Origin of the sequence: Parafilimonas sp. (genome assembly GCF_047606085.1) — a bacterium.
In the GTDB taxonomy this organism is placed as follows: Bacteria; Bacteroidota; Bacteroidia; order Chitinophagales; family Chitinophagaceae; genus Parafilimonas.
In genome coordinates this window covers 100,565-114,487 of sequence record NZ_JASGEX010000234.1, presented here as the reverse complement: position 1 = coordinate 114,487, position 13,923 = coordinate 100,565, and the positions used below count along the sequence as shown (strand labels likewise).

Below are 13,923 nucleotides of genomic sequence, written 5' to 3'. Positions count from 1 at the left end.
ATAACCACTGGCACGTCATTCCCCCAACGCGTCGGGGGAATGACGTGCAGGAATGTGAGATCATCTTACAATCCTATAAAGCAGGTGCAAACAGCCAATGCACAAATTCATCCTGTGTTTACTATAATATCTTTTGCTGTTGATACCAATAATGCCTTTGAGCCTTTTGATGGTATGACCTTTTTAATCATCATCGGCACCATCATATCATTCACCTTTCTGCCGGAATGGTCATTTTGTTATCCGGAAAACCACAGGCGTGTTCTTTGCTATTCTTTTACTGTTGACCGCCGGTTTTATTTCTGACATTTAAATTGTATATAAACTTGCTGAAAAACTTTTGCTGCGACTATACAACAGGAACTGGGAGGTTGAAACCAATCACCTGTTTGCTAACGCTTATTTTCTGTATTTTAATTTTGCGCGTTGTACGTCTTCAATATCCAATACTTCCTTTGCTTTAAAAGCCAAAGCTTTTTGAGCTGCATCCAAATCGCGGACAAGCCTTCTAAGACCATCAGGCTCTAATGAAGCAGAATGGTCAGTACCTTTCCATGTACGATCAAGGGTATAATGACGTTCTATCCATTCAGCGCCCAGCGTGTATGCCGCAATGTCTATAGCAATACCTAAATGATGGCCGGAAAATCCAATAGCTTTTACTTTGTCTCCATACTTTTTCTTAAGCGTACTAATCTCAAGCAGGCATACATCTTCAAAGGGCACCGGGTAACCGGATGTACAGTTATACACCACCAAATCCTTATTCCTGCCCTTGCTTACAAAGAACTCAATAAGGCCGTCAATTTCGTCTTTAGTCGTCATGCCGGTGGACACATGAATTTCTCCTTCATAATTATCGGCTAACCAGCCAAGCATTTCGTAGTGATTGTTGCAGGCCGAAGGAATTTTTATCAGATCCGGCTTCAAAGCGGCTATTTCCTTGGCTGATGTGAGGTCCCAAACAGAAGTGGCATAGACAATGCCCAGATCCTCGCAGTAAGCTTTTAGTTCTGCATGTTGCTTGCCGGTAAACTCCAGGAATTCACGATGTTCACCGTATGTGCTTCCGTATGAATTGGCGGGATTTGGATGTGGCGTATTATATTGCTCTTCGGTAAGCAGCTCCCGATTGTTACGTTTTTGAAATTTTGCAACATCGGCTTTACAAAAGATCTTTGCTACCTTAATTAGCTCTTTTGCAATTCCCATATCACCCTTATGATTGCACCCTATTTCCGCGATAACTTTAGCCTTGTGCATTTTTTATAATTTTTATTTGTTATATGAAATCTCCTACGTTGGATAGTTTATTTACGAATGAGCAAACTGAAAATGCATTTTACTTAAACGGATAAGAAACTTTATCTAATTTTTCCTTTTGTACAATTTCCAATTGTGTTTTGAGACGTATTGCTTAAAATCTGGTATTCATTTTTAAAATGAAATCCACACCTTCTCTTATTGCTTTATCACCACCTTTTGCATGCAGGAGGTAGTCAACCTGGCTTTTAACCTCGTTAACAGCATCCCGGGGCGCCATTCCCCAGCCAACACTCAACAGGTTGGCAAGATCGTTTATATCATCACCAATATAAGCAAGTTGATTTCTTGCATAACCCAATTGGCTGCAGAGCAAAGAAAGAAAGGTATATTTATCCTTTGTCCATTTATAATAATGATCAATCTCTAGTTTCTTCATTCGCTGGTCCACTACAGCGCTCAACTCGGATGTCATTACAATGATATTAAGGCCGTTTTCCCTGGCTATTTCCAGGCCCATACCGTCGCGCAAACTAAAGGTTTTGGAAAACTCGCCGTCGGCCGATACAGCCAGGGTGCCTGCTGTAAAAACACCATCAACATCCAATACCAGGGCCCTGATCCGATCAAAAGGCTGCTTAAATTTCCGTAACCGTTCTTTAATTATTTCCTCAACAATCACCCAATCACTTAACTCATCAATTTCATATAATGTGTCCTCTGGCATTTCTACCAAACCAATACGACCGCCCAGGCGATTATTAGTTTGCTGATATACTTCCTTTTTAATGGCATATACTGCTCCATTCTCAATAGACATTCCATCAAAATCCTGCCTGCGTGGGCGCTCCAGGTAATCATAATTCAGGCTCTTTCCCCTGGGCGACCAAATAAACCTTTTTGTGTTTACAACAGTAAGTGCAGAATCAGCCTCCCCGGAAACAACCCTTTCAATAACAAGATTAATATCCGTATGTGTAAGTAGCGGCGAGGTAGCCTGCAACAAACAAAAAATGTCAAAGTTATATTTCAGCGCTTTAGCCAATTCAAACATTCCCAACTCGGTAGAAGCGGTATCTGTTGCCGACTCATCGCTTCTGCGGAATGTTCTCACTTTATTAGTCCAATGATAAATACTGTTAATGCTTTCAATTAATTCATCATCATCCGTAAATACATACACTTCATCAATATTGCTTTGAATAGCTTCCCCTAAAACCCATTGGTACAATGGCCTTCCCAACAGTTTTTTTTTGTTTTTGCCAGGAATACCTTTCGAGCTTTTTCTAAGTGGTAAAATTGCAACTGACTTCAAGTAAGATTTATTTTAAGTTGATGTTTAAATGAATATAGCACATTCAAGCCTCTGCCATGCCCGCAAAAACCAGCAGAGTCTGATTGCCGGTTTTTAAAAATTTGTTCTTATATTTTGGCAGGTTGCAATTTGTCGCAATGAACTTTATATTTATAATTCACGATTATTGTATTTATTAAATAAATCAAAATAAAGACTGTTTGTACTAAAATCAATATTGCGCATACGCTTTTGCTACACTTGCTTACAACCTGGCATCTGCCAATTTTCTGTCAATACAGGCTTTCACATCAAATACAACGGCATTATCCTGCCTGTATTTTTTATAATCAATATTTAAAAATTCTTTATGCGCAACAGTAACAATTATAGCGTTGTATTTTTCATCAGTATTTATAGCAGGCAGCAGGTCAATACCAAATTCTTTTCTCACTTCAGCCTTATCGGCATGCGGGTCATACACATCGGTATCAATGCCAAACTGGCTTAATTCATGAAATATGTCAACAATTTTACTGTTTCTTATATCAGGGCAATTCTCTTTAAAAGTAATGCCAAGCAATAACGCTTTTGCCCCCTTTATCGCATGCCCCTTCTTAATCATCAGCTTAACAACCTTACCGGCTATAAAAGCTCCTATCATATTATTTACCCTTCTGCCGGATAATATAACCTGTGGGTGATATCCTAAAGAAGCTGCTTTATATGCCAGGTAATATGGATCAACGCTTATGCAATGCCCGCCAACCAAACCGGGCCTGAACTTTAAAAAATTCCATTTTGTACCCGCGGCCTCCAGCACATCATTGGTATCAATACCTATACGGTCAAATATGAGCGCCAGTTCATTTACAAAAGAAATATTCACATCCCGCTGGGCATTTTCAATGGCCTTTGAGGCTTCGGCCACTTTAATGCTGGGCGCTTTATGCGTGCCTGCTGTTATTATTGTTTTATATAGCTGATCAATGCGTTCTGCCACTTCCGCTGACGAGCCCGATGTTACCTTTTTGATCTTACTTAATGTATTCACTTTATCACCGGGATTGATACGCTCAGGCGAATAACCAACATAAAAATCTTTATTGAATATAAGGCCAGACAGCCTTTCAAGCACCGGCACACACTCTTCTTCTGTACACCCGGGATACACAGTTGATTCGTAAATAACAATATCACCTGGTTTTAACACCCGTGCAACCGTTTCTGAAGCCTGCAACAAATAACTAAGGTCCGGAGAGTTGTAGCGATCAACAGGCGTAGGCACTGTAACTACATATATGTTCGCCGCTCTTATATCTGCAGAACGATCTGTAAAAACAACTCCCTTTTTATCATTGTCTTCCGGTTTAATGACAGCCTTAAGCATGGCTGCATCGGCTTCTTCTGTGTGATCCTTGCAACGCCTCAATTCTGCAATCCTTTTCGCGCTAATATCAAAACCAACAACAGGGTAATGTTTTGCAAACTCCAGCGCAAGCGGCAAGCCTGCATAACCTAAACCAATTAATGCTATTTTGATATTCATACTATAAAATAACATTACTGGTACCGGTAAAAAAAATAGTAATAATTTTCACTTTGTTAACGGCTTCGCCTCCCTCACTCACATAAGTAGGCAGTTCTCATCCTTAATAGTTATATAGCATAATAACTATAGTTTTCGATAAGCAACAATTAATTATTTCGTATAGGTACAGATTGCATTAAAGGCAGGCTAAATACGTTTAAGATATTGAATGACAAACTTTCAAAAAGTGTTTGCACTTTCTTTCCGGCTTCACAGATTAAATTTTCTGGTCGCAAAAAAAAGGATAAAAAAACAAATTTCAAAATAAAAGCCATAAGAATTTAATGATGTGTTCATAGCGCATCGTTAATTAATAGATTAATAATCATTTGATTATCAAGAGCCTTTAAAAGGCCGGAATAAGGCTTCTTCCAAATTCATACATGCCCGGCCATGGGATCATTGTCAGTATAATGAGTAGTGCAAGCGCATACAGTACAATGCAGCGCCTGTGCTTTTTCTTATCGGGGATATCTTTTCTGTAAACACCGCGCGCTATTGTAATAAGTACAATGGCTGCAATCATTGCAACAGTATGCTCAACGGCAAAGAAACGGCTTGTATTGTTCTTCATTACCCCGGCGCCGTTATTTATAAAGTTTTGTAATCCCCATGAACCGGCAAACCATTCGTATAAACCAATAAGCAATTGTATATGGGCAAAGATCATGAGGATCAGGCCCAGCTTTTTATCAGCCGCTGCAAAAGGCTTATGCATGGCAGCCAGATGTTTTAGAAGATTTATGACAAGCAGCAATAATATCACCCAGCGCAGTAAACTGTGCAGGCTAAGCAGGAAATTATACATGATTTGCGAAGTTTAAATTTGCCAAAAATAAGCATTGTTGCTTATAGCGAAGCTACATTACGGGTTCAATTACAATAAGGCTGGTAAAAACAAGTATGCTTCCGCATTACCGTCCCATAAAAACTTAACTGCTGCGTGTTTTCCATCCGGATATATCAGGCCATCAGCATGTCGGGCATTTATAGAATATAGAAAAGCAGCTGCCCGGAAGATTTTGTAATCAGGCTTTTGGCAATTTTTCGCAAAGAAAAATAGTGCGCCCCTCTGTTGGCTCTGCTTTCTCCGTACGGGCACTTTTTATAAACTACTGCTGAAATTTTACTGTAATCATCCAATCTATTATCTTTCCCCAAAATTTATTATGGCTGCTTCAAGCGAATTTCTTGCTGCAATAAACAACGGTTATACTTTTAAAGGCGATCACATTAAAATAGGCTGTGGCATGCTTAACGGCGAAGTGGTGCCGGGTGCGGACATCTCTATACCGCTGCGAATGCTTAACCGCCATGGCCTCATTGCCGGTGCAACGGGAACCGGCAAAACAAAAACTCTGCAGGTACTAAGCGAATTTTTAAGCGATGCCAGCGTGCCGGTTGTTATGATGGATATAAAAGGCGACCTGAGCGGCATTGCTGCGGCTGGCGCCGTAAATGATAAGCTTGCCGAGCGCATAAAGCTGCTGAACATTAATTATACGCCAACCAGCTTTCCCGTTGAGCTGCTTACGCTCAGCAATGAAAAAGGTGTGCGGTTAAGGGCTACGGTAACTGAGTTCGGGCCGGTATTATTAAGCAAAATACTGGGGCTGAATGATACGCAGGGCGGCGTTGTATCCATGCTGTTCAAGTACTGTGATGATAATAAACTTCCCCTGCTCAACCTGAAAGACTTTATAAAAATACTGCAGTATGCCGCTAATGAAGGCAAGGATGAACTGGGCAATATGTATGGCAATATTTCATCGGCAACCACAGGCACTATCCTGCGCAAGGTGGTGGAACTGCAGCAGCAGGGCGCTGATATATTTTTTGGCGAACCCAGTTTTGAGATTGACGACCTCATGCGCATAAGCGATGATGGCCGCGGCATAATAAACATTTTACGGGTAACCGATATGCAAAACAGGCCAAAGCTTTTTTCCACATTCATGCTGCAGATGCTGGCTGAGCTATATGCCACCTGTCCGGAAGAAGGCGATATAGACAGGCCGAAGCTGGTGATGTTTATTGATGAAGCGCATCTGCTTTTTGAAGAAGCCACCGATGCTTTGCTGCAGCAGATAGAAACAATCATCAAGCTCATCCGTTCAAAAGGCGTTGGTATTTTCTTTTGTACGCAAAATCCGCAGGATGTGCCGGCTTCCATATTAAGCCAGCTTGCATTAAAAGTGCAGCATGCACTGCGTGCCTTTACGGCGGCTGACAGGAAAACCATTAAGAAAGCAGCGGAGAATTTTCCCGAATCGGCTTTTTATAAAACAGAAGACCTGCTCACCCAGCTCGGCACAGGCGAAGCGCTGGTAACCACATTAAACGAGAAAGGCATACCTACACCACTGGTGCATACCATGTTTTGCCCGCCACGCAGCCGCATGGATATTTTAACCGAAAGCGAAATAGATGCGCTGGTTAATAAAAGCAGGCTCGTAAATAAATACAACCGGGAAATAGACAGCCAGAGCGCCTACGAAATATTAAACGAAAAAATACAGGTTGCCACAGAAAGGCAGCAACAGCAGGCACAGGTGGCACAACAGCAAAAGCAGGCGGCAAAGCCGGTTAAAGAAAAAAGTATTTTTGACTCGCCGGCCATCCACCAGGTGGAACGGACAGCCGCTTCTATAATTACACGCAGCGTATTGGGCGCTTTGGGTTTGGGTGGCAGCAGCCGAAAAAGGAAAAGCTGGTTTTAAAATAGTGAGTGGCGTGAGGTATGGCCCATTGGCCCCAGGCCATAAATGCCCGCCGTTAACAACCCATTGCGGGGCGCCGCACCCACTCACCTCATACCTTCTTCTGCCTTACGCCCCACACCCCATGGGCTCGCCGTTCATTTCTCACCTTAAAAATATTACTATAATGAAAATAGCCCTGTTCAGCGCTAAAAGCTACGATAGAGAATATTTTGATAAGATCAATAAGCATCATAACATTACCTATTTCGAAGCCGGCCTTAATAAAGATACCGCCAGCCTGACGCAGGGCTTTGAGGGCGTTTGTGTGTTTGTAAATGATAACCTTGATAAAGAAACGATTGAAAAAATTGCCGCAAATGGCATTCAGGTTATTGCCTTGCGTTGCGCCGGTTTTAATAACGTTGATATGGCTGCAGCACATAACCGCAATATTAAAGTGGTACGTGTGCCTGCCTATTCACCTGAAGCCGTTGCAGAGCATGCTGCAGCGCTTATTCTTACACTGAACAGGAAAACACACAAAGCCTATAACCGGGTAAGAGAAAGCAATTTCTCCCTCGAAAAACTTACCGGCTTTAACCTGCACCGTAAAACGGTTGGGGTAATTGGCACGGGTATAATCGGCCGGGCTTTTTGCCATATCATGCTTGGTTTTGGATGCCGGATAATTGCTTATGATATGTATGAGTCAGATGAATTAAAAAGCAGGGGCGCCACATATACCAGCCTTGACGAATTGTTCAAACAGGCAGATATCATTTCATTGCACTGCCCGCTTACGCCTGAAACAAAGCATATAATTAATGAGCATACTTTCGGTAAAATGAAGGATGGCGTTATGCTCATCAACACAGGCCGCGGCGCGCTCATCAACACAAAAGATGCCATCAAAGCTTTAAAAGACCAGAAGCTGGGTTATCTTGGCATTGATGTGTATGAGCAGGAAACCAATATCTTCTTCCGCGACCTCTCGGAAGAAATTATGCAGGATGAGGTCTTTGCAAGGCTTATGACCTTTCCCAATGTTTTGGTTACAGCGCACCAGGCATTTTTTACCGGCGAGGCGCTGGAACAAATATCAACCGTAACCTTACAGAATTTAACTGATTTTGAAAACGGCAGGCTGCTGGTAAACGAAGTAAACGCCTGATGCCCGGCTGAAGCTTTTCTCGCACAGAGAACACAGAGCCAGCAGAGGCGCTTCATTACGCTGTTTACTCCTTTGCTCTTGCGAAAAAGAGCTAAACTCCTGTAAAGAATTAAATTTTCAAAAGATTTCCAAGTAATTACTGTGTTTCTTGTGGTCAAGAATACGTGTGCACATCCTGAAAGATTTAAAAAAGACGAACCTCAAAAATGAATACCAAATGAAGAAATTTACATCCGCATTGCTTATTGCCATCGCATGCTTCATATATGCAGATACCAAGGCGCAGCCGCCCCGTTTCAGCGTTGAACATTTTATAAGCGATACAGGCGATACACTGAATTACCGGCTGTTATTTCCTGATGCCGATCCCGGGCGTAAATACCCGCTTGTTATTTTCCTGCATGGCTCCGGTGAACGCGGCAGCGATAATGATGCCCAGCTAAAATGGGGCGTCATGAATTTCGCCACCGATGAAATGATGAGCCTGCACCCTGCTTTTATAATTGCGCCGCAATGCCCGGCGGGAATGACCTGGTCAAACTTTAACCGCACCAATGCCAGCCGCGCCATGACACTGTTGCCTACACCTTCCAAACCAATGGAACTGGTGATTGCGCTTATACAGCAAATGAAAAAAAATGAATCAATAGATACCAGCCGCATTTATATTACCGGGCTATCAATGGGTGGCTTTGGTACTTTTGATGCTATTGAGCGTTATCCTCACCTGTTCGCAGCAGCCATGCCGGTGTGCGGTGGCGGCGATACATCCAGAGCCGCATCCATTGCACACATTCCTGTATGGATTGCACATGGTTCGGAAGACGCCACGGTAAACCCGCAGTTTTCTGTTGATATGCTGCAGGCGTTAATGCAGGCAGGCGCACATCCCGGGTTTTCCATGTATCCTGAAACAGGCCATTTTTCCTGGCTGGCTGCTTACACTAACAAACCGGCCATGGAGTGGCTGTTCAGGCAGCGGAAATAGCATGAACCTGAATTTGCCGGATGAATACGCGGTCAGACGCTTTTCTGGCGTCAGACCGTTAGCCCACAAAAAATTTATAGCTATGGCTAAATGTATCAGCCTGGCTCATCCTTCATAAAAAGGCGTGATAAATAATTATAATGTACATGAATGATGTTACTCTTTTTTCTCATATACCAATCCCCAAAAATTAAAGCTTTTTACTTTTCCTTCTTCATTCAAATCAAAACGTAAAAAGTCTTTGCCATACCATTTGTGCTCAAACTTTCCAAGGAACGTATCATAATTCCAATGGCTCAAATTAACAGTCACATTATTCGGAAACCTGGCAATTAAAGAATCTCCCAACATAACAATAGCAGCGTCTCCATAAATTTCATTGTGATAATTGCCGGCATAATTTTTCAGTTCAAGCGATGGCTTTGTATTCAAAACCCTTTTAGCATCTGTGGAATCATCATTTGCTTTACGTTTGGCTGCAAGCCCTGTGTAGAGCGCATAAAAATCTTTGCTCCAGTCGTTTTTATCGTCATTAAAAACAAAAAGGTCCATTGCCTTGTACATTAAAGCATGGCGTATTTCAGTATGGTCCATATTGGCAAAAATGTAAATGCCAAAATTTTCATCCGGTATCATTCCTAAAATAGCAACGGCGCCATCAAGGCTGCCTGTATGAAACTGTACCATTTTGCCTTTATAATCTTCCTGAAACCAGCCCAGCCCATAAGTTGTCCAGTGTGGTTTTGTTAATTGTGCGGTGGGATAAAATTCACTCGCCGTAACCATTGCCTGCGGCTTAAATAATTCCGTGTATGTTTCAGGCGTTAATAATCTTTTGCCATTCACTTTGGCACTATCAAGCATAAATATCATCCATTTATTAATATCGTCTGTACAGCTCCAAACGCCGCCTGCAGCATCAACGGTTTTGCTGTCAATAAACGGAATGGTTTCTATCACACTGTCTTCATACATGTAGTGTGGTGTAATATGATTGCTGCTTACCAGCGATTGCCTGTAATCAGGAAAAGTATTATTCATGCCAAGCCTTGCAAACAAGCTGTCTTTTATAAACTTATCCCAGGCTATGCCGGAAACTTTGTGTATCACTTCGCCGGCCACCATGTACATAAGGTTTTGGTATATAAAAGAAGACCGGAATGAGTACGCCGGTTGTATATAGCGCATCTGGTGAATGATGGTATCCATGCTGTAATCAAACATCCAAAGTAAATCGGCATTGCCTAAACCCGTATTGTGGGTAAAAAGATCCTTTACCGTCAGTTCACTGTTGGCATAATTATCATACAGTTTAAGCCCGGGGTATATATCGCTTACCTTATCTGTCCATTTTACTTTGCCGGCATCCACCAGCATGCCCATGCAAACGGCCGTCATGGCCTTGGTGGTGGAAGCGCAAATGGATAATGTAGATGTAGTGAAAGGCGCTTTGGTGGCAATATCTTTCACACCATAACCTTTATTAAAAATCACTTTACTGTCTTTTACAATTACCACAGCAAGGCCGGGCGTTTTCCATAGCTGCATGGCAGTTTGTATGTATTTATCAAAAGCCGTTATTGTTTTTTGCCAGGCCGCATTTTGGGCGTTGGCTGTTGCCAATACCAGCAGCATACATAAGATAAATAATTTTCTCATTGCAATAGTGTTTGGTTTAAAATGACAAGATACTATTTGCATTGGTTTTTCAGAACATTCATTAGCAGTAAATCAGGATTTTATACATTATTGTGCAGAAACATGGTTAAAGCCCGTCTGCCGATGATAAAAATTAAGCACCTGTTGTAATTAATCCGCTATTCATTAACAGCATTAAAAAAGCTAATTGTATATATTTGTGCTTTAAACAATACATTATGAAACTGAAATATTTTCTTCTGGCCGTTATGAGCATTTGCTCAGTAAGCTTATTTGCCCAAACAAAAACAGATACGGTAAAGGTTTGGGGCAATTGCGATGAATGCAAAAGCAAAATTGAAAAGGCTGCAGAAAAAGCCGGTGCTGCAAAGGCTGACTGGAGCGATGAAACTTATTTGCTTGCCGTAAACTACGATGCATCAAAAACATCGGTACTGGATATTGAGAAAGCTATTGCAGCCGTTGGCTACGATACGCAGGATGTAAGGGCCGATGACGCCGCTTATAAAAAACTGCCAAAATGTTGTCAGTACAGCCGCAAACCTGCAACTAAAGCGGATTAATCAATAAAATTTTATTTTTGAAAAGTTGCAACTGTATTCCGGTTGCAACTTTTTTTATTCCGGCAACCAATTATAATATATGATGTGTAAGAAAGTTTTGTTCCTTCTTTTAATACCTGCATTATCTTTTATTCCTGCTTTTTCCATGGCACAAACGCCGCCTGCTTATAACAGCGCTGACATATACCGGCAACTGAAAAAATTAAATGTGCTGGGAAGCGTACTGTACATAGCAGCTCACCCGGACGATGAAAATACCAGGCTGCTTACTTATTTTGCCAACGGCGAATTATGGAGAACGGGTTATTTAAGCTTAACGCGGGGCGATGGCGGGCAGAATTTAATTGGCGATGAACAAGGCATTGAACTCGGATTGATAAGAACGCAGGAGTTGTTATCGGCAAGAAGGATTGATGGTGCAGAACAGTTTTTCAGCCGCGCTTATGATTTTGGCTTCTCAAAAACCTCGGATGAAGCATTAAAATTCTGGGGCCATGATAAAATATTGAGCGATGTGGTTTGGGTGATACGCAACTTTCAGCCCGATGTGATCATCACCCGCTTTCCCGGCGATGCAAGGGCCGGCCATGGCCATCATGCTGCCTCTTCCATCCTGGCAAAAGAAGCATTTACTGCTGCAGCCGATTCAGCCATGTTCCCTGAACAGTTTAAATATGGCGTGCAACCCTGGCAGGCAAAAAGGATTTTATGGAACACGTTCAATTTTGACGGCGATAATACAACCAGTAATGGCCAGTTTAAAATGGAAACCGGCGCCTATAACAGCCTGCTTGGTAAAAGCTACGGGGAGATAGCTTCGCTAAGCCGCAGCCAGCACCGCACACAGGGCTTTGGCTCTGCTGCACAACGAGGCCAGGCTTATGAGTATTTTGAACTGCTTGCCGGCACGCCTGTTGAGAATGGTTTGTTTGATGGCATTGATACAAGCTGGCAACGCATTGGCGCAGCGAATATGGAACAACAGGTTGATGCAATCATTACATCTTTTCAGTTTGAACATCCTGAAAACACGGTTGATGCCTTATTGAATTTATACACATCAATTAAACAGTTGCCGGATAGCTACTGGAAAAATAAAAAGCTGGGCGAAGTAAAGCAACTGCTTATTGAATGCTCGGGCATTTATGCAGAAGCCACCACCAGTAATGAATTTGGCGTGCAGCAGCAAAAATTCACGGTGCAGTTTTTCGTGAATAAAAGATTAGATGCAAACGTTGCATTGAAAAATATAAAGCTGCTTGCATTCGATTCTGTTTTCAATACCAATCTTGCCACCAATGCCAATCTTGGTTTTTCGCACACCTTTGTAGCAGGTGATAACATGCCCGTTACACAGCCTTACTGGCTTCAGTATGGCATTGACAGCATTGGAAGCTTTACCGTAAAAGATCAAACCCTCATTGGCAAAGCGCAGAATGATGCGGCCTGTTCGGCAAGCTTTACTTTCCATATAAACGGAACGGATGTTACTATTGACAAGCCTGTTCAATACAGGTTTACCAATCCAGCCAGGGGCGAGCTATATGAGCCGTTTATTATCATTAATCCTTTAAGCGTTTCGTTGCAGCCTTCGGTTATTTTAACCAGCATCAAACAAAATAATACCGCTGTTAAAAATGATGCGGTATATGCCCAGGTGAAATCATATATTGATGCGCCCAAAGCAAAGCTCAGGTTATTTTTTGTGCAGAATAAAGATTCTGTGTTTATAAAGGACACCGTGGTTGACCTTGAATACAATCAAACGTATGATTTCAGTTTTCCTTTATCAAAATATTACAGTCCTAAACAGGGCGACCCTTCTGTGGCGGTTGAAGTAAGCATGAACAATAAGCCCGAAGCGTATAGCGGCGACCTGCATGCTGTTCAATATGAACATATTCCTGATGTGCATTATTATGCAACAGATAAAATTCATGTGGTGAATGAGGAAGTAAAAACAGTTGGCAGGCGCATTGGATATATTCCCGGCGCCGGCGATAAGCTGCCGCAGGGTTTAAGGCAGATGGGGTATAATGTTACGCTGCTTTCTGCAAAAGACGTTACGCCTTCCAATCTAAAGCAATTCGATGCAGTTATAACCGGTGTGCGGGCATACAACATTTATGAATGGCTGAATGAAAAATACAGTGTGCTGATGAATTATGTAAAAGATGGCGGCAACTTAATTGTTCAATACAACACCAACAACCAGAATGGCGCAGGCAGGGCAAACATAGGGCCATATAATTTTATTATTGGCCGCACAAGGGTTACAGAAGAAGTTTCACCCGTGCATATTTTATTGCCCAACAGCCCGGCGTTGAATTATCCCAATAAAATTACAAGCGCCGATTTTAATAACTGGATACAGGAACGCAGCACTTACCATGCAGAGCAGTTGGATGAACATTACCAGGCGCCGCTTGGCATGCACGACGTGAATGAACCGGAAAGCAATGGCAGCCTCATTATTGCCAGATATGGCAAAGGCAATTTTGTATATGCGGGCATTGTATTTTTCAGGCAGTTGCCCGCCGGTGTGGGCGGCGCTTACAGGCTGATGGCAAATTTAATTGCCTTGCCGAAAGAGAAATAATTGAATGAAGTCCGGAGGCCCGTCAGTTGCCGGACAGGCTTCACGCATAGAACTGCGAAGTCTCCTGGCCACAAGTGTTCGAAACCATTTTCT

The 13,923-nt window shown here is 42.3% G+C and carries 11 protein-coding genes; 6 read left to right on the top strand and 5 right to left on the bottom strand.

Annotated elements, in window-relative coordinates:
• Window positions 1-306 (top strand): hypothetical protein (locus QM629_RS21260; RefSeq protein ID WP_415161926.1); only part of this gene is annotated, 306 nt, incomplete at its 5' end.
• Between the two features lie 93 nt (window positions 307-399).
• On the opposite strand, the gene QM629_RS21255 is transcribed toward QM629_RS21260, so the two are convergent.
• The 4 genes from QM629_RS21255 to QM629_RS21240 all read right to left on the bottom strand — a co-directional run bounded on the left by QM629_RS21255 (window position 400) and on the right by QM629_RS21240 (window position 4,956).
• Window positions 400-1,263 (bottom strand): N-acetylneuraminate synthase family protein, encoded by an 864-nt coding sequence (locus QM629_RS21255; RefSeq protein WP_415161925.1) that lies wholly within the window; start codon window positions 1,261-1,263, stop codon window positions 400-402.
• A 154-nt stretch (window positions 1,264-1,417) separates the two neighbouring features.
• Window positions 1,418-2,578 (bottom strand): cytidylyltransferase domain-containing protein, encoded by a 1,161-nt coding sequence (locus QM629_RS21250; RefSeq protein ID WP_415161924.1) that lies wholly within the window; start codon window positions 2,576-2,578, stop codon window positions 1,418-1,420.
• Window positions 2,579-2,822: 244 nt separating this feature from the next.
• Window positions 2,823-4,106, bottom strand: coding sequence for a nucleotide sugar dehydrogenase (locus tag QM629_RS21245; RefSeq protein WP_415161923.1), 1,284 nt, complete (start codon window positions 4,104-4,106; stop codon window positions 2,823-2,825).
• A 388-nt stretch (window positions 4,107-4,494) separates the two neighbouring features.
• Window positions 4,495-4,956, bottom strand: a complete 462-nt coding sequence (locus QM629_RS21240; RefSeq protein WP_415161922.1) for a hypothetical protein — start codon at window positions 4,954-4,956, stop codon at window positions 4,495-4,497.
• A 361-nt stretch (window positions 4,957-5,317) separates the two neighbouring features.
• On the opposite strand from QM629_RS21240, the gene QM629_RS21235 reads away from it, so the two are divergent.
• From QM629_RS21235 to QM629_RS21225, 3 genes are all read left to right on the top strand, one after another.
• On the top strand, window positions 5,318-6,868 hold the full coding sequence (locus QM629_RS21235) for a helicase HerA-like domain-containing protein (protein WP_415161921.1): 1,551 nt from the start codon (window positions 5,318-5,320) through the stop codon (window positions 6,866-6,868).
• 166 nt (window positions 6,869-7,034) lie between these two features.
• On the top strand, window positions 7,035-8,021 hold the full coding sequence (locus QM629_RS21230) for a 2-hydroxyacid dehydrogenase (RefSeq protein WP_415161920.1): 987 nt from the start codon (window positions 7,035-7,037) through the stop codon (window positions 8,019-8,021).
• Between the two features lie 217 nt (window positions 8,022-8,238).
• On the top strand, window positions 8,239-9,009 hold the full coding sequence (locus QM629_RS21225; RefSeq protein ID WP_415161919.1) for a prolyl oligopeptidase family serine peptidase: 771 nt from the start codon (window positions 8,239-8,241) through the stop codon (window positions 9,007-9,009).
• A gap of 156 nt (window positions 9,010-9,165) precedes the next feature.
• Here QM629_RS21225 and QM629_RS21220 read toward each other — a convergent pair whose 3' ends face one another.
• Window positions 9,166-10,668 (bottom strand): serine hydrolase, encoded by a 1,503-nt coding sequence (locus tag QM629_RS21220; protein ID WP_415161918.1) that lies wholly within the window; start codon window positions 10,666-10,668, stop codon window positions 9,166-9,168.
• Window positions 10,669-10,886: 218 nt separating this feature from the next.
• On the opposite strand from QM629_RS21220, the gene QM629_RS21215 reads away from it, so the two are divergent.
• Entirely contained in the window at window positions 10,887-11,231 is a 345-nt protein-coding gene (locus tag QM629_RS21215; protein ID WP_415161917.1) for a copper chaperone, read from the top strand.
• A 79-nt stretch (window positions 11,232-11,310) separates the two neighbouring features.
• Entirely contained in the window at window positions 11,311-13,830 is a 2,520-nt protein-coding gene (locus tag QM629_RS21210) for a PIG-L family deacetylase (protein WP_415161916.1), read from the top strand.
• The last annotated feature ends 93 nt before the right edge of the window (window positions 13,831-13,923 follow it).

Excerpts from the sequence above, each read along its gene's own strand:
- QM629_RS21255 (WP_415161925.1), bottom strand. The coding sequence starts at position 1,263 with ATGCACAAGGCTAAAGTTATCGCGGAAATAGGGTGCAATCATAAGGGT.
- QM629_RS21245 (WP_415161923.1), bottom strand. The coding sequence starts at position 4,106 with ATGAATATCAAAATAGCATTAATTGGTTTAGGTTATGCAGGCTTGCCG.
- QM629_RS21240 (WP_415161922.1), bottom strand. The coding sequence starts at position 4,956 with ATGTATAATTTCCTGCTTAGCCTGCACAGTTTACTGCGCTGGGTGATA.
- QM629_RS21235 (WP_415161921.1), top strand. The coding sequence starts at position 5,318 with ATGGCTGCTTCAAGCGAATTTCTTGCTGCAATAAACAACGGTTATACT.
- QM629_RS21230 (WP_415161920.1), top strand. The coding sequence starts at position 7,035 with ATGAAAATAGCCCTGTTCAGCGCTAAAAGCTACGATAGAGAATATTTT.
- QM629_RS21225 (WP_415161919.1), top strand. The coding sequence starts at position 8,239 with ATGAAGAAATTTACATCCGCATTGCTTATTGCCATCGCATGCTTCATA.
- QM629_RS21220 (WP_415161918.1), bottom strand. The coding sequence starts at position 10,668 with ATGAGAAAATTATTTATCTTATGTATGCTGCTGGTATTGGCAACAGCC.
- QM629_RS21215 (WP_415161917.1), top strand. The coding sequence starts at position 10,887 with ATGAAACTGAAATATTTTCTTCTGGCCGTTATGAGCATTTGCTCAGTA.
- QM629_RS21210 (WP_415161916.1), top strand. The coding sequence starts at position 11,311 with ATGATGTGTAAGAAAGTTTTGTTCCTTCTTTTAATACCTGCATTATCT.